The organism is Gammaproteobacteria bacterium (assembly GCA_028819075.1).
Lineage (GTDB): Bacteria > Gemmatimonadota > Gemmatimonadetes > Longimicrobiales > Gaopeijiaceae > BD2-11.
Window position 1 is genome coordinate 67,061 of sequence record JAPPMM010000065.1, and the last position, 16,490, is coordinate 83,550.

Annotated in this window: 12 protein-coding genes and 1 pseudogene; 4 read left to right on the forward strand and 9 right to left on the reverse strand. The window is 69.0% G+C overall.

Translation table 11 applies throughout. The features are described 5' to 3' along the window. Nucleotides 1-3 precede the first annotated feature (3 nt). Both OXU32_17110 and kdsB read right to left on the reverse strand, forming a co-directional pair. Nucleotides 4-1,668: a CTP synthase gene (locus OXU32_17110; GenBank protein MDE0075673.1), complete on the reverse strand. Its 1,665-nt coding sequence runs from the start codon at nt 1,666-1,668 to the stop codon at nt 4-6. Beyond that, a complete protein-coding gene (gene kdsB, locus OXU32_17115; protein ID MDE0075674.1) occupies nt 1,665-2,456 on the reverse strand; it encodes a 3-deoxy-manno-octulosonate cytidylyltransferase in 792 nt (263 codons plus the stop codon). The genes OXU32_17110 and kdsB overlap by 4 nt, the downstream gene beginning before the upstream one ends. Before the next feature lie 365 nt (nt 2,457-2,821). Between kdsB and OXU32_17120 the strand changes: the two genes are divergently transcribed. Both OXU32_17120 and OXU32_17125 read left to right on the forward strand, forming a co-directional pair. Next, the gene (locus OXU32_17120; protein MDE0075675.1) at nt 2,822-4,129 is read left to right on the forward strand and encodes a 6-bladed beta-propeller; all 1,308 of its coding nucleotides are present in this window, start codon (nt 2,822-2,824) and stop codon (nt 4,127-4,129) included. Between the two features lie 98 nt (nt 4,130-4,227). Continuing rightward, nucleotides 4,228-7,434 carry a sialidase gene (locus tag OXU32_17125; GenBank protein MDE0075676.1) on the forward strand — a complete coding sequence of 1,069 codons (3,207 nt, stop codon included), beginning with the start codon at nt 4,228-4,230 and terminating at the stop codon, nt 7,432-7,434. Here the strand turns inward: OXU32_17125 and OXU32_17130 are convergent. Next, on the reverse strand, nt 7,431-8,006 hold the full coding sequence (locus OXU32_17130; protein ID MDE0075677.1) for an aminodeoxychorismate/anthranilate synthase component II: 576 nt from the start codon (nt 8,004-8,006) through the stop codon (nt 7,431-7,433). The two genes, OXU32_17125 and OXU32_17130, sit on opposite strands and share 4 nt — an antisense overlap. A gap of 172 nt (nt 8,007-8,178) precedes the next feature. Here OXU32_17130 and OXU32_17135 point away from each other — a divergent pair, with 172 nt between their 5' ends. Continuing rightward, nucleotides 8,179-9,207 (forward strand): hypothetical protein, encoded by a 1,029-nt coding sequence (locus OXU32_17135; GenBank protein MDE0075678.1) that lies wholly within the window; start codon nt 8,179-8,181, stop codon nt 9,205-9,207. 25 nt (nt 9,208-9,232) lie between these two features. Here the strand turns inward: OXU32_17135 and nadE are convergent, their stop codons facing one another. Both nadE and OXU32_17145 read right to left on the reverse strand, forming a co-directional pair. Then, the gene (gene nadE, locus OXU32_17140) at nt 9,233-10,045 is read right to left on the reverse strand and encodes an NAD(+) synthase (protein MDE0075679.1); all 813 of its coding nucleotides are present in this window, start codon (nt 10,043-10,045) and stop codon (nt 9,233-9,235) included. Nucleotides 10,046-10,267: 222 nt separating this feature from the next. Beyond that, nucleotides 10,268-11,041 (reverse strand): annotated as a pseudogene (locus tag OXU32_17145) (hypothetical protein). A 236-nt stretch (nt 11,042-11,277) separates the two neighbouring features. Here OXU32_17145 and OXU32_17150 point away from each other — a divergent pair. Next, nucleotides 11,278-13,074 (forward strand): S41 family peptidase, encoded by a 1,797-nt coding sequence (locus tag OXU32_17150; GenBank protein MDE0075680.1) that lies wholly within the window; start codon nt 11,278-11,280, stop codon nt 13,072-13,074. Between the two features lie 60 nt (nt 13,075-13,134). On the opposite strand, the gene xerD is transcribed toward OXU32_17150, so the two are convergent. From xerD to fabF, 4 genes are read right to left on the reverse strand one after another with little or no spacing between them, the layout of a single operon-like run. Beyond that, nucleotides 13,135-14,052, reverse strand: a complete 918-nt coding sequence (gene xerD, locus OXU32_17155; GenBank protein ID MDE0075681.1) for a site-specific tyrosine recombinase XerD — start codon at nt 14,050-14,052, stop codon at nt 13,135-13,137. Next, nucleotides 14,049-14,669: a DedA family protein gene (locus tag OXU32_17160; protein MDE0075682.1), complete on the reverse strand. Its 621-nt coding sequence runs from the start codon at nt 14,667-14,669 to the stop codon at nt 14,049-14,051. The genes xerD and OXU32_17160 overlap by 4 nt, the downstream gene beginning before the upstream one ends. Continuing rightward, complete coding sequence (ispF, locus tag OXU32_17165; GenBank protein ID MDE0075683.1) at nt 14,624-15,145, reverse strand: 2-C-methyl-D-erythritol 2,4-cyclodiphosphate synthase; 522 nt, start codon at nt 15,143-15,145, stop codon at nt 14,624-14,626. Before ispF ends, OXU32_17160 begins: the two co-directional genes overlap by 46 nt. Before the next feature lie 55 nt (nt 15,146-15,200). Beyond that, nucleotides 15,201-16,487: a beta-ketoacyl-ACP synthase II gene (fabF, locus tag OXU32_17170; GenBank protein MDE0075684.1), complete on the reverse strand. Its 1,287-nt coding sequence runs from the start codon at nt 16,485-16,487 to the stop codon at nt 15,201-15,203. Between the last annotated feature and the right edge of the window lie 3 nt (nt 16,488-16,490).

Here is a 16,490-nt window from a genome sequence, read left to right on the forward strand (position 1 = left end):
CCTTCAGCGGGCCACGCTCCCGATCACCCCGCTTTCGGGCACGGGGGCGATGCCCGCGTGGCGGATGGCCGCCTCGACGAACGAGGCGAAGAGCGGGTGGGCGTGCGTCGGGCGGCTCAGGAATTCCGGGTGGAACTGGCAGCCGACGAACCAGGGATGCCCGGGGAGCTCGATCATCTCGACCAGGGTGCGGTCGGGAGAGAGTCCCGTGAACGCCAGCCCCTCCCGGGAGAGCAGATCCCGGTAGGCGTTGTTCACCTCGTAGCGGTGCCGGTGCCGTTCCTGGACGAGCGGCTGGCCGTAGATCCGTTCCACCTGGGATCCCGGGAGCAGCCGGCACGGCCATTGCCCCAGCCGCATGGTGCCCCCCTTGCGGGTGACGTTGGCCTGGGAGTCCATAAGACAGATGACCGGATGCGGCGTCGAGCGGTCGAACTCGAATGAGTTGGCGTCGTCGAGCCCGCACACGTTGCGGGAGAACTCGATGACTGCGCACTGGAGTCCGAGGCAGATGCCGAAGTACGGCATACGGTTCTTGCGCGCCCAGCGGATGGCGTTCAGCATGCCCTGCACGCCCCGTTCTCCGAAACCGCCGGGAACCAGAACCCCGTCGTAGTCCTCGAGCTCCCGGGGATCGTGGTCGCCTTCGTAGCGTTCGCTGGAGATCCAGTCCAGCTCCACGCCGACGTCATGTTCGACTCCGCCGTGAATGAGCGCCTGCTCGATCGACTTGTACGAGTCGACGAGCTCGGTGTACTTGCCCACGATGGCGATGCGGACCTTGCCGCGGGAGGGCCGCTTGATGCGTTCCACCACGCCCCGCCACCGCTTGAGATCGGTGGTGGGAGCCTGGAGTTCGAGCCGCTCAAGAACCACTTCGTCCAGACGCTGACGGTGCAGCTCCAGGGGCACCTCGTAGATGGTTTCCTGGTCGTGGGCTTCCACCACGGCGTCCGGATGCACGTTGGTGAAGAGCGCGATCTTGCGGCGAATGCCTTCATCCAGCGAGCGCTCGGTGCGGCACATCACGATGTCCGGGGGAATGCCGATCTGCATGAGTTCGCGCACCGAGTGCTGAGTCGGTTTGGTTTTCAGCTCGCCGGCCGCCGCCAGGAACGGCACCAGGGTGAGGTGGATCACCGCGACGTACGGGCGGCCCATCTCCAGGCGGAACTGCCGGATGGCCTCCAGGAAGGGCAGGCTCTCGATGTCGCCGACCGTCCCTCCGATTTCGGTGATGATGACGTCGTTCTCGGCCGCCAGGCGGCGGATGGCGTCCTTGATCTCGTCTGTGATGTGCGGGATGACCTGCACGGTCGAGCCCAGGTAGTCGCCCCGGCGCTCCTTGTTGATCACGGACTGGTAGATGCCGCCCGTGGTGACGTTGTTAGCCTGCGACAGCGACTCGTCGATGAAGCGCTCGTAGTGGCCCAAGTCCAGGTCGGTCTCCGCGCCGTCGTCGGTCACGAACACCTCCCCGTGCTGGAATGGGGACAGGGTGCCGGGATCGACGTTGATGTAGGGGTCGAATTTCTGGATGGTCACCCTGAAGCCGCGGGCCTTCAGGATGTGTCCGAGGGACGCGGCGGCGATGCCCTTCCCCAGCGATGACACCACACCTCCGGTGACGAAGACGTAGCGTGTCCGGTCCGTCTGATTCTCGCTCATGTTCCGCTCACCAGGCTGGATGAATGCTGCTCCATTTCCCGCAGTCTCCTTTCGGTGTAGAGCACGTCGGTCGGCGTGTCGACGCCGGGGTGCGCGACCCCGACCACCGCCACGCCGATGCGGATGCCGGACTCGAGCGGGCGCAGCTGCTCGAGCTTTTCGAGGCGCTCGAGGACGGTCGGTGCCATCGCCACCCACCGCTCGAGGGCATCGCGCGCGCAGGCATAGATGCCGATATGGCGCAGATAGGGTTCGCGCAGAAGGTCGCCCGCATCCGGCTTCGCGGCCCGCTTGTAGGGTATCGCGGCGCGCGAAAAGTAGAGCGCCCGGCCCGTGGCGGCGCGCGCAACCTTCACCACGGAAGGATCCTTCCACGCTTCCAGGTGCTCCACCGGGGTCGCGCAGGTCCCGATCTCCCATCCTCCGCCGCGAACCAGCTCGACGGCCGCCGCCAGGTGGCGTTCCTCGAGCAGCGGCTCGTCCCCCTGGATGTTTGCGATCACCGGGTAGTCCCGGTAGCGCCTGCGCGCCGCCACCTCGGCGATGCGGTCGGTGCCTGAGGGATGGTCGGACGAGGTCATCTCCACCGGGGCGCCCAGGTCGCGGCAGACGCGCGCCACCCGGTCGGAGTCGGTCGCCACGACGGCGTGGTCAAGCACCTGCATGGACCGGACCCTGCGCCAGACCCACTCGATGAGGGGTCGGCCGAGGATGGGGAAGAGGGGTTTGTTGGGGAGTCGTGTAGAGGCGAGCCGGGCGGGAACGATACCCAGGACGCGAGCTTTCATGCGCACTCGGTCATGCTTGAGGGACGGCCTCCACGTTCACGTCGGTTCCATCCGGTTCGCCGGGAGTCGCTCGTTCAACGCCCGGTCCCTCCGCCAACAGGATGCAAGATAGCGCGCGGGACGGGTTAACTCCAGAAGAGAGAAGCCGGCGAGGTTGCGCCCCACGATGTCTTGATGACATCTACTGTGATCTACTGGTGACTTCTTCGGGAATCCCCACCGGGGTCGAGAATCAGGTCTCCGCTGCGGCGCGCCGGTCTGAAGGCGACCTTGCCGCGATTCGGCGAGCAACCATACTTCGACTGAGAGCAATCGATCGGTCAGACCACACCCGGACGGCCGGAGCCGGCGCCGCAGGTGCGACAATGCGAACGACCCCTCGGGAAGCGAAGCAGGCGAGAGCCGACCGGCCACCAAACCTGCGTGTGCGTTTCAGCGGGCTGGTGACCGCGGCCTCCGTCGCTCTCCTAACCGCTTGCGGACCCGATGCGCGCTCTTCCGACGCCACCCCTGACGCGGTCGTCGAAGCCATCGGCGACACTACCGTCGTCCGCACACTGTCTGGCAGCGTGTGGGGCGCGGAGGCTTCACTGGTGCCGGAGATCACGATCGGTCTGCTCGACGGTCCCGAGGAGTATCTCTTCGGCCGCATCTGGTCGCTCGCCGTGAACGATGACGGGACGGTGTACGTCCTGGACCGGCTGGAGCAGCATGTGCGCGTCTTCGACTCGCTCGGGGTCCATCTCGAAACGCTGGGACGCCGGGGTGAGGGTCCCGGCGAGTTCACCAGCCCCGAAGCCATAGCCGTACTGCCCGATGGACGGCTTGCCGTGCGCGACCCCGAGAATCAGCGCGTCACGGTATTCGGCCCCGGCCCGGGCGAGACGGCCGAATGGGGGTACACTGGCGGCGCCGGTACGCGGTCACCGCTGTACACTGATGCACGCGGCCGTACCTTTCTGCTCGCCAGCACCCCGGCCCGCGAGCGCGGGTTTGTCATGCAGATCATCGTTCTGAGCCCCGACGGGACGCCTCTCGACACGCTTCCGGAACCGTCCAGCGACTACCAACCCCCCCTTGTGAGGGCTGAAGCTCCCGGGATCCTGGTGAGCTATGGCGTCCCCTTCACTCCCCGGTATCACTGGACCGTTCACCCGAGCGGCCACTTCCTCACGGGTCTCTCCTCCGACTACCGAATCGACCTCGCCCGGGATGACGGCGTACTCCGCATCGAGCGCAGGCGGGATCCGGTCCCTGCGTCGACCGCGGAGCGGGCTTACCAGCGCGAACGCGTCGTCGGGAGCATACGCAGGTCCCTCCCCGGCTGGGACTGGGACGGTCCGGCGATTCCGAGCGGGAAACCGTTCTTCCAGGAGCTGCTGGCCGGCCGGGACGGGCGCATCTGGGTGCGGCTGTGGACCGAAGGACGACCGGTGGACAACGTGGATCACGATCCCGACGATCCCGGCTCGCTGCCGGTGATCTGGGAGGAAGAGACCCGGTACGATGTCTTTGAGCCGGACGGGACCTATCTGGGCGTCGTGGTGGCGCCGGACGAATTTGCCACTTTCCCGGCCCCGGTATTCGACGGCGACCGTGTGTGGGCCGTAACGGCGGACGAGCTGGGAGTGGAACGGGTGGTCCGCTACCGGATCTCACACGGAGCGCCCTGAACCAGGCCCACAGCCAACTGGGCCATCGCATTGCCCGAGACAGGCCCCGGCCTACCTTTGTTGCGTCCCATTGGTAGCCCCTCCTTTGGAGTTTCTCCATGACTGTCAGGCATCCCACCCGTGCGTTCGCCCGCGCGTTCATCCTGTCCCTCCTGGCAGCCGGCGTCGCGGCCCGCGGGCTCGCCGCCCAACTGACCGCTCCCGGCGAGCTTCCGGACGAGTTCTTCGCCGACGCCGACTTCCGCCACGTGGGCCCGGTGGGCAACCGGGTGAGCGCGGTGGTGGGCGAACCCGGCAACCGCAACGTCTACTACCTCGGGGCCGCGTCGGGAGGCGTTTTCAAGAGCGAGGACGGCGGGCACACCTGGCGTCCCGTCTTCGACGACCAGCCGGCGCAGTCGATCGGCGCGCTGGCAGTCGCGCCCTCCGACGCCAACGTGGTGTGGGCGGGGACGGGCGAGTCGTTCATCCGCTCCAACGTCTCCATCGGCAACGGCGTGTACCGCTCCACCGACGCGGGCCGCACCTGGCGGCACATGGGGCTCGACGAGACGGGAAGGATCGGGCGCATCGTCATCCATCCCGACGATCCGGACATGGTGTACGTTGCGGCGGCCGGCCACCTCTACGGCCCGCAGCAGGAGCGGGGGCTGTTCCGCACCACCGACGGCGGGGAGAACTGGGAGCGGGTGCTCTTCTCCGGCGAGAACTCCGGCGCGATCGACGTGGTGATGGATCCCACCAACCCGCGCATCCTCTTCGCCGCGACCTGGCAGATGCAGATCTGGACCTGGGGGCGCGAGAGCGGAGGCCCGGAAAGCGGCCTCTGGACCAGCCGCGACGGGGGCGACACCTGGACCCGGCTCGAGGGCGCCGGGCTGCCCCGCGGCACCATGGGCCGGATCGGCCTCGCCATGACCGCGGCGGACCCGGACCGCGTCTACGCGCTCATCGAAACCAACTCCAACCGGGAGTACGAGGAGCTGGAGGAGCACGAAGGCACGCTCTGGCGGTCCGACGACGGCGGGCGCTCCTGGACGATGGTGAACGCCGACCACGCGCTGGCGCAGCGGCCCCTCTACTACTCGCGCATGGCGGTCGCGCCGGACGATCCCGACGAGGTTCACTTCATGTCCACGGTGCACACGCGCTCGCTGGACGGGGGCGTGTCCTTCGAGGTCATCTCCGGGGGCGACAACCACGACATGTGGATCGACCCGCGCGACCCGGCGCGCATGATCATCGGCAACGACCAGGGGGTGCGCATCTCCACCAACCGGGGGCGCAACTGGTACCGGCCGCTCCTGCCCATCGCCCAGATGTACCACGTCCACACCGACACCCGGGTCCCCTACAACCTGTACGGCAACCGCCAGGACGGGCCCTCGACGGGCGGGCCCTCCAACACCCTCACCGGGGGCGCGATTCCGGTGGGGGCGTGGCGCTCCGTTGGCGGCTGCGAGGTCGGGTTCGCCATCCCCGACACGGTGACCAACGATGTCGTCTGGTCGGGGTGCTACGAGGGCATCCTCGAGCGGCACCAGCTCTCCACCGGGATCACCCGCACAGTAAGCGTGTGGCCCGACAACCCCGAAGGCTGGGCGGCCGCCGACGTGCGCTACCGCTTTCAGTGGACCTTTCCCGTCCACATCTCGCCGCACGACAACAACGTGGTCTACGCGGGCAGCCAGCACGTGCACCGCACCACCGACGGGGGGCACAGCTGGAGCGTGATCAGCCCCGACCTCACGCGCGCCGACACCACCCGCATGCAGAAGACGGGCGGGCTCACCACCGAGGACGTGAGCCCCACCTACGCCTCGGTGCTCTTCGCCCTCGCCGAATCCCCCATCGAGGCCGGCACCATCTGGGCGGGCTCGAACGATGGCCTCGTGCACGTGACGCGCGACGGCGGCGAGAGCTGGATCGAGGTGGCCGGCAACATCTCCGGGCTCCCCGAGTGGGGCACGGTGAGCAACATCGAGCCCTCCCGCTACAGCCCGGCGGCGGCGTACATCACCGTCGACTTCCACCAACTGGGCGGCACCGATCCCTTCGTCTACAAGACGGAGGACTACGGGGCGTCCTGGCGCTCGCTCGCCGGCGACATCCCGCGTAGCGTGTTCAGCTACGCCCACGTCGTGCGCGAGGACCCGGTGCGTCCCGGCCTGCTCTACCTCGGCACCGAAAACTCGCTCTACGTCTCCTTCGACGACGGGGTGACCTGGAGCTCGCTGCAGGGCGATCTGCCGCATGCGCCCGTGCACTGGCTGGAGATCCAGCCGCACTTCAACGACCTGGTGGTCGGCACCTACGGGCGGGGATTCTGGATCCTGGACGACATCACGCCGCTTCAGCAGTTGAGCGCGGAGACGGTGGCGGACGGCGTGCATCTGTTCGCACCGCGTCCGGCGTACCGCTTCCTCCCCCGGGAGGCGCGCAACGCCCAGCCGGACGACCCGGCCGCCGGGGAGAACCCCGACTACGGGGCCTCGATCAACTTCCATCTGGGCGAGGATCTGGCCGGACCCGTCACCATCGAGGTGGAGACGATGGACGGAGCGCCGGTCCGCACCCTGTCCGGCAGCTTCGGCCCCGGAATGAACCGTGCGATGTGGGATCTCCGCTACACGGCCTCTGCGACTCCGCGGCTCCGCACCCCGCCGCTCGAGCACTCGCATCGCGGCGTGGGCCAGGAGGGGTGGCGGCCTCCGCCGGACGGCGGCCCGGTTCGGCCCCTTGCCATCCCCGGACGCTACCGGGTGCGTCTTACCGCAGGCGCCGAAGAGCGCACCGCCGAGTTCGAGATCCTGCAGGATCCGGCCTCCATGGCGTCCGCCGAGGACATGCGCGCGCAGCTGGCCCTTCAGCTGGAACTGCGTGAGATGAGCGATTCGACGGCCGAGCTCATCAACCGCATCGAATGGACCCGCCGGGGGTTGGCGGACCTGGAGGAACGGGTGCGCGGGAATCCGCTCTACGCGGAGATCGCGGAAGTGGGAGAGGAGCTCGCGCTGGCGCTCATCGAGCTCGAAATGGAGCTCTTCGACCTGAGGCTTACGGGCGGTTCGGCCCGGCAGGACACCATCCGCTGGCCCCGCCGGCTTTGGGCGAAGATCGCGAGCCTCGCGGGGTATTCGGCCGGCTCGGACGACCCGCCCACGGAGTCGATGAGCGAGGTCGGAGGGATCTACCGGCTCCAGTTGGAGGAGTATCTGAGACGCTGGGCGGAGCTGGCCGCGGACGACATCACCGACTTCAACCGCCTTCTCGCGGAGCGGGGGCTGCCGCCGATCATCTCCTAGAGGCGCAGGAAGTTCTCCAGCAGCCGCGGGCCCGCGTCGGAGAAGTAGGACTCCGGGTGGAACTGAACCCCCCAGACGGGCATCGTCCGGTGGCGCATGGCCTGGATTTCGTCGTCCTCGCCGGGGAGATCGGTCCAGGCCACGGGTTCGAGTTCGGGGGGGAGCGCCGCGGGATCCGTGACCAGGGAGTGATAGCGGGCCACGGTCATCGGCGAGGGAAGCCCCTGGAAGACCCCGAGACCATTGTGGCGGATGGGTGCGGTCTTGCCGTGCATGACGCGCCGGGCCCGGACGGTCGCGCCCCCGAACGCCTCGCCGATGGCCTGGTGTCCCAGGCAGACCCCCAGAATCGGTGTGCTCGGACCCAGGGCCCGCACCAGCTTGGTGCTGATACCCGCTTCCCCCGGCGTGCAGGGTCCGGGAGAGATGACGACGCGTTCGGGAGCCTGCCGCTCGATCTCCTGGACGGTGCGCTCGTCGTTGCGCACGACCTCGGTTCGGGCACCCAGGGCCTCCAGCATCTGGACCAGGTTCCAGGTGAAGGAGTCGTAGTTGTCGAGAACCAGGATCATCGGGCGCGGAGGTTCGGTAGGATGAAGTCGGGTGGCGGGGCGCACGCCCGCGATGCACGCATTGTGCCCCGGCGGCTTCCAGGTGCCGGGAATGTGCCGCGCCGGAGGGCATTCGCCAAGCCCCGTCTTCCCGCCCCCGGATAACGTCGACTCCTGCCGGAGTGTCGCGCCGGTGTACACACGCTGCCTGGTCTGCCAGGCCCCCTTCCCCGAGAACGACACGCTCGAGCACCTGCCGCGCGGGCGACGCGTGGCCTTCGATGCGGAGCGAGGTCGTCTCTGGATTGTGTGCCTCCGCTGCAAACGATGGTCGCTGGTGCCGCTGATCGACCGCTGGGAGGCGCTCGAGGAGCTGGAGAAAGTTTCGGTCGACCAGGGGCGCCTGCTGTCCCGCACCGACAACATCGCCCTCCTCGCCGCCGGTCCGCTCGAGATCGTGCGCGTCGGACGCTGCGAGCGCCGGGAGGAGGCCTGGTGGCGCTACGGGCGCGAACTACGGGCGCGCAGGAAGCGGTTCAAGCAGGTGTCGCTCGCGGGCACGGCGGTGGGAGCCGCCGCCGTCGGTGGCTGGCTGACCGGCGGCATCGGCCTGCTGGGCGCGTGGGTGCTCTGGGAGCACGCGCCGCGGTGGACGACCCGGAGCGCCCGATGGCTGCGCTTCGGCGCGGCGGCGTGGCGGGGCCGGCGCGAGTGCGGCCGCTGCGGATACGTCATGCGGGTGCTCTCCTACGACGCACGCGCGGGGCTGATGATCCGTCCCACCGAGGGCGACGCGCCTCTGGTGGTGTCGCGCGCCTGTCCGGTCTGCGGGGCTGCCCCGGATGCCGACGAGGGCCTGCGCCTGACGGGCCCGGACGCGGAGCGCACCCTGCGCAGGGTCCTCGCCTATCATCACTTCGAGGGAGCCTCCGAGAGGCGGATCGCCTCCGCAACCCGCCTGATCGAGGAGGTCGGGGGCACCGGCGGCCTCTCCCGGGTGCTCGTCAAGAAGGGCGCGCGCCTCGGGAATCTGCCGCGCACGGGCACCATCGCCCTGGAGATCGCGGCCGGCGAGGACGCCGAGCGACGGCTGCTGGAGCTCGAGCTGGCCAGCTTGGAGGCGCACTGGAAGCGGGAGGAGGAACTCGCCGCCATCATCGACGGCGAGCTGACGCCGGTGCCTCTGCTGGAGACGCTGCGCCGGAAGGTCGCCGGGCTGTGAGGGGCGCGGCCCTTGGACCTGATGCCTAGTAGTCCACCGGCCTCAGGTACGATTCCCCGATCGCCGTGGACGAAAGCACCGCCACCGTTGGCAGCTCACGCTTCCAGTGGGTCGCGTTAAGGCGGCTCCAGACGATGTCAACCTGCGATTCATCGAAGCCCCGCCGCACCAGGTCGGCGGGCGAGTAGCCCCGCAGGAACCAGTGCAGGATGGGGTCGGCGTCGTGGTAGGAGATGCCCAGCTCGTCGTGATCGTGGATGCCCTGCACCAGATCGGCGCTGGCCGGCTTCTCGACGATTTCGGAGGGAACGCCGAGATGGCGCGCGAGCGCCCACACTTGGGTCTTGAACAGGTCGCCGAGCGGGTTGACCGGGGGCGAGTCGTCGGCGTGCCAGGTGTAGTAGCCGAACAGCCGTTCGCTCTTGTTGCCGGTGCCGAGAGGGAGCGCCCTCAGCAGCGCCGACTGGTCGAAGATGGTGAGGGCGCGGAAGCGGGCGGCGAGGTTGCCGCGGCGGAGCGGGCTTATGTCCGGCTCGTGGCGCGCGATGTAGCCGTCCACCGAAGCCGTGATGTCCAGGGTGCGGCCCACGGCACCGGTCGCCTCCAGCACCATCGCCGCGTGCTCCAGGCTTTCCGGTGACGAGGTGGCGTAGGGCAGCCGCAGCCCGGTGACGTTCTCCGGACCGAGCGCACGCACGGCCAGGCAGAGCGACACGGCGGAATCGACGCCTCCCGACACGCCGATCACGACCTTCTCGAAGCCGCGCCGGCGCACGATCTCTTCGCGGATGAACTCCACAAGGGCGCGTTCGATGAGCTCGAGGTTGAGGTCGAGCATCGAGGCGTCGCCGGGAATCGGACCGTGGGTCGCGGCGGCTCGGTGGCTCCGTACCCCAACTGCGCCGCCTCCTGTCCCGGAATCCTCCTCTTCTGGCGCCGCGGCCGCTGCTTCCCTGCCCCGCCCGCGGCCGGCGCGCGCCAGTGCGTGGCGCAGGTTCGGCAACTGCTGTTCGAGATCGGAGAGCAGCGGCGACTCGAAGCGGTGCCGGTCGATCGCCGTGCGGTCGAGGACGGCGGTCACCACGCCCTCCTCGAACAGCGGAGCGCGTGCCAGAGTGGTGCCGTCGGGCGCGATCGCCACCGAGCCGCCCGCGAACAGCTTGCCGCCCTCCGAGCCCACCAGCTGGCTGACCAGGACGAAGACGCCGTGTTCCATCGCCGGTCCCTCGAGGATCGGGTCCCAGCGCCGGATGCTGGCGGGACGGTCGCTTCCGGCGACGAATCCACGCGCCGGCGAGGCGCCGGGCACCAGGATGACCTCCGCGTCGTCGAGGGCCAGCACGGCCGGGGCCAGCGAGTGCCAGATGTCTTCGCAGATCAACATCCCCATTCGGCCCAGGGGCGTGTCGAAGGCGCGCAGTTCGCGCCCCGGCTTCACGAAACGGGCCTCGTCGAAGAGCCCGTAGGTCGGCAGGAACATCTTGCGGTGGACGTGCAGCGGCAGGTAGCGGCCACCGCTCGCGGAAAAATAGACGACGCTGTTGTAGATCCGGCGGCGGTGCCGCTCGTAGAAGCCGACGACCAGGTCCGGCGCCCCATCCGGCGCCCGGCCCAGCATGTCCGCCACCTCGTCCGCGCCGAAGGCGAGTTCCGCGACCGCCCCCTGCAGGAAGTACCCGGTCAGGCAGGTCTCCGGAAAGACGAGGAGGTCGTGGTCGCTCGCCGCTTCGGCCACCAGCGAGCCGATCCTGTCGAGATTCGCGCGCACGTCTCCCTTGCGCGGCTTCATCTGGACCAGTCCCGCAACGAGCGGGGACGAATGTCTCGGGCTCATGAGCGGCACGTCGTCAGGGCGATGGGTTCCGTTCGCGGTGCGGCAAGCGGGATGCCTCCCGACAAGGTATGATATCCGTGCCGTCCGCCAAACGCCGCAACGGTTGCCGGGTGGTCCATCCGGGTGCACGATAACTGGTCGCGTGACGCCAATGGGGTTTGAACCGGCTCCGGGAACGAGTCCGTGACCTCCGGGGTCTACCCTGCAGCCATCGACATCTCCTCCGACGAGTCGCCATGAGCCGCACGAGATTCATCCTTGCAGCGTTCCTGCTCTTTCTGCCGGTCCGGGCCTCGGACCTCGCGGGTCAGGATACGGGATCGACCGGCCAGCCCGATGCGGAAGCGTCGGCAACGCTGGACGGCCAGCACTTCCTGCGCGCCTTCGAGGTCATCAAGCGCTACAGCTGGAGCACTCCCTCGGACTCGACGCTCTGGAGGGGAGCTCTCGACGGGTTGCTGGGGGCGGCGGCCCTGCTGGAGCGGCGCGCCGACGCGGCCGACTCGATCGCGGATTCGGATCCGATCCCTCCGGAGACGGAAGTCCCGTCGAGCCAGGGCACGGTGGACGACCAGCGGTTCCTCAGCAACTTCGACAGCATCCGCCGGTCCGGTCTGGACGAACCCGACGATCCGATGTTGTGGAGCGGCGCGGTCGGGGGGCTGATCACGGCTTTGAACGACCCCTATGGCCAGGTGCTCAGCCCGCGCCGGGTGGACGCATTTCAGGAAGCCACCACCGGCAACTACGCGGGCATCGGGGTAGCGATCCAGTTGCTGAACGACCAGATCACGGTCACCGCGGTCTTCCGCGGGTTTCCGGCGGAGCGGGTGGGAATCCAGGTGGGCGACGTGATCGTGGGCGTGGACGGCGAGAGCGCCGCAGAGTGGACTACCGGCGAAGCCTCGCAGCGCATTCGCGGCACCCCCGGCACCAGGGTCACCGTGTCGGTTGAGCGCGACGGGTTTTCCGCTCCCATTCCCCACGAGATCGAACGCGACAACATTCACGTCTCGTCGGTCCATGCCGGATACGTGGAAGAGGGCATAGGCTACATCGAGCTGGACCGGGTGGCTCGCGGTTCCACCGCGGAGATGGACTCCGCCTTCGCTCTGCTCGCGGACGCCAGCGGGATCATACTGGATCTGCGCCGCAATCCGGGGGGCTACCTGGACGAATCCCTCACCCTGACCGACCTCTTCCTCGACCGCGGCAAGCGCGTGGTCAGCACCCGCGGCCGCAACCCGCGCCGCGGGCCCGGCGAGCACGAGGATGCGGCGTACACCCGGGACGGGGCGAGCCTCGGAGACAAGCCGCTGGTGGTGCTGGTCGACGGCTTTACCGCCTCGGCCGGGGAGATCCTTTCCGGAGCCCTGCAGGACCACGACCGCGCGCTGGTGTTGGGCGAGCGCACCTTCGGAAAGGGGGTGGTGCAGTCCGTCGTACCGCTCCCGGAGGGCTGGCAGCTGCAGCTGACCACCGGGGAGTGGTACACTCCGCTGGGCCGGTCGCTGCACCGTCAGCGGGACGCACACGGGACGCCGCTGCCCGAGGACTCCACCGCCTTTCCGGTCTTCACCACCGAAGGGGGGCGCGAACTGAGGGGCGGCGGCGGGGTCTTTCCGGATCTGGAGATCGACGGCGACACGCTGCTGGCCGTCGAGCGCCAGCTTCTGGAGGAAGCAGCGGCTGCCGAATTCCCCCTTGGGCTCAGACTGGCCGAGATCGGGTTCGATCGCGCGCAGGCCGTCGGCAATGACGGCGCCGAGGCGACGATCACCGAGGAGAGGCTTGAGGCGTTCATCGCCGAACTGCGCGAGGCGGGTGTCCCCGACGCCACCCTCGACGATCCGGCGGCCCGGCGCTACCTGCTCTGGCGGCTCGAGATCAACCTGTCTCAACGCATGGCAGACGACGGGCGCCTGTTGCGGTTCCGCATCCAGCGCGATCCTGTCCTGGCGGAAGCCGCCCGGCTCCTGCGCGAGGCCGACGACCAGGCGGAACTTTTCAGGCTCACGGGCAGCGGAAGCTAGCGGGCTTCGCCTCCGCTCGGCATCTCCGCCGGGGCCCTCCGCCGGGCTCGCTCTGATGAGTCATCCCCTGGGGTGGTGGGTCCGGTGCATCTCGTGCACGTATTCCCGGTCCACGTGCGTGTAGATCTCGGTGGTGGCGATGTCGACGTGGCCGAGCAGTTCCTGTACCGCGGCCAGGTCCGCGCCTCCCTCCAGCAGATGGGTCGCGCAGCTGTGTCGGAGCGTGTGCGGGGACACGGGTCTTTCGATCCCCGCACGGTCGCGCGCCTTGCGCACGACGGTCCACACCGCCATGCGGGTGAGCGGGCGGCCTCTGGCGCTGAGGAAGAACATCCCTTCGCCCCTGCCCCGCTCCAGCTCCGGCCGCACATCCCGCAGATAGCGCATCAGCGCGCGCCGGGCGGCGCGGCCGAAGGGCACCATGCGCTCCTTCGCGCCCTTCCCGTACACCAGGCAGGTGCGATCCTCGAGGTCGACGCCCTGCAGGGGAAGCCCCGTCAGCTCGGAGACGCGCATGCCGGTCGCGTACAGCAGCTCCAGGACGGCCCGGTTGCGCCAGCACAGCGGATCGGATAGATCCGGCGCCTCCAGCAGGCGTTCGGCCTCCCGCATGCTCAGCACTCCGGGGAGAGTTCTCCAGACGCGCGGTGACTCGATCTGCTCGGTAGGATCCGTCTCTATGACCTCTTCTTCCAGAAGGAAGGCGAAGTACGCCCGCATCGACGACAGGGCGCGCCGGATGGAGGTCGGCGCCAGTCCCCTGTCCTTGAGCGAGTACACATAGTCCCGGAGTTCGACGCGGGTGACGTCATCCGGGCGCACGATGCCCCGATCCGACAGGTACCCGATAAGCCGCGCGACATCGCGCCCGTAGGCTTCCATGGTCCTCGCCGAGAGCCCCCGCTCGAAGGCCAGGTAGTCCGCGAAGAGCTCCTCCCTGAAGGTCCTCGCGACCGAATCGTCCCGTTCCCCGGTCATTCCCCGGAACCGGATGCCTGCCTGCGGGTGCGCAGCCACGCCAGCAGAATCACCACGACGATCGCGGCCGCGATGGCCAGCAGGAGGCGGTTGGCGGTCGCGTACCAGTCGAGCATGGTGTCGACGTTCTCTCCGGCAATCGACCCCAGCCAGACCAGCCCGCCGTACCAGATGGCGGAGGCCACGGCTACCGGCACGGCGACGGAGGCAAACGACAGCCGGGCGACCCCCGCGAAGGCGGGCACCACCGCGCGCAGCCCGGGGAGAAAGCGGGCGAAGAAGATGGCGGGCGTTCCCCGTCGCCGATAGAAGCGCCGCAGGCGCGAAAGCTGCTCCGGCTGAAGCAGCAGTCGGCCGAACCGGGTGTCGAAGAAGGGCGGACCGAAGCGGCGCCCTGCTCCGTAGACCAGCAGGGCCCCCGAGGTGTTGGCCAGCCAGGTCACCAGGAAGACCACCGCCACATCCGCCGGGCCGCGCACGGCCAGGAAGCCTCCCAGCAGGATGAACGTGTCGGCGGGAACCGGGGGCACGATGTTCTCGAGGGCCGCCCCCGCCCCCAGCACCAGGTAGGTCAGCCCGGCGGGGAGCGATGCGAGGAAGTCGAGCGCCGCGTCCATGGTTTCTCCTCCCCGATGAGCGCCACGGCGTGCACGGCGATCCCTTCGCCGGCCCCGATCCAGCCCATTCCCTCGTTCGTCTTCCCCTTGATCGATACCGCGTCGGAGCCGATCCCGAGCACATCGGCGATGCGCGCGCGCATTCCTGCCGCGTGCGGTCCGATGCGGGGTGCTTCGCAGATCACGGTCACGTCCACGTTGATCGTCCGCAGCCCGCGCTCCCGGAGGAGAGCGACCACCCCTCCGAGCAGATCCATGGAGTCGGCGTCGCGCCAGCGCGGATCGCCCGGGGGAAAGTGGCTTCCGATGTCGCCTTCGGCCGCGGCTCCGAGCAGGGCGTCGGTGACGGCGTGGGCCACCGCATCGCCATCGGAATGGCCGGTCAGGCCCGGAACCCCGGGGATCTCGACGCCCCCCAGCATCAGTTTCCGCTCCGGGTCGAAGCGGTGCGAGTCGTATCCGGTGCCCACCCTCATGGCGGGGGGAGTTCATTCACGGACTGCTACCCCCGGGAGGCGCGAAAGGGCTCGCTCAGGCGTGCCAGCGCCGGAAGGCGAGACATACGTTGTGCCCTCCGAAACCAAACGAGTTGGAGAGGGCCGCCTCGACAGGTCTTTCGACCATGCCGTCGGTGGCGTAGTCGAGGTCGCATTCGGGGTCGGGGTGCTCGTAGTTGGTCGTGGGCGGGATCCGGCCCTCCATCAGCACCATCACCGAGATGACCGACTCGATGGCGCCCGCCGCGCCCAGCGTGTGCCCCGTCATCGACTTGGTGCTGCCAACGATGGCCGCCCGGGCCGCTTCTTCCCCCAGCACCGCCTTAATGGCGGCCGTCTCGACCTCGTCGTTGTAGGGGGTCGACGTGCCGTGCGCGTTGATGTAGCCGACCTCCTCCGGCGCGATTCCCCCGTCCTCCAGCGCCAGCCGCATGGCCTGCTGGGCTCCTGCGCCTCCCGGAACCGGCGCGGTGATGTGGTAGGCGTCCGCGGTGGCCCCGCAGCCCGCGACTTCCCCCAGAATGCGCGCCCCCCGCGCCTCGGCGGTGTCGAGCGACTCGAGCACCAGGCAGCCCGCGCCCTCTCCGATGACGAAGCCGTCACGGGTGGCGTCGAAGGGGCGGCTCGCGGTCTCCGGGGTGTCGTTGCGTCTGGACATCGCCTTCATGGAGGCGAAGCCGGCGATGGAGATGGGCACGATGGCGGCTTCCGCCCCCCCGGCCACCATCACGTCAGCGTCGCCTCGCTGGATGACGCGAAGGGCGTCGCCGATGGCGTGCGCCCCGGAGGAACACGCCGACACGGTGGAGTGGTTCGGACCCTGGGCGCCGTAACGAATCGAAACCAGCCCGGACCCGATGTTGGGAATGAACATCGGAACGAAGAAGGGGCTGATCCGGCGCGGCCCGAACTTCACCAGCTTGCGGACCTGGCTCTCATAGGTGTCGACGCCGCCGATCCCGCTGCCGATGATCACGCCGAAACGTTGGGGGGAGACACCGGGCGGGCAGCCATCCAGCCCCGCGGAAGCCATGGCCTCCGCGGCGGCCACCACGGCAAACTGCGCGAAGCGGTCGTAGCGCCGGATCTCCCGCTTGTTCAGGTGCCCGGAGGGATCGAAATCCCTGACCTCGCACGCAATCCGGGTGGCAAAGCGGTCGTCGGCGTCGAAATGGGTGATCGGGCCGCCGCCGTTCGTGCCGGCCAGCAGGGCCGCCCAGGAAGACGGGACGTCGCTGCCGAGCGGAGTGATCATCCCGATCCCGGTAACGACAACCCGCCGGCTTGCCCCGGCGGTACCATTCTCCGAAGGGCCGCTCATGTG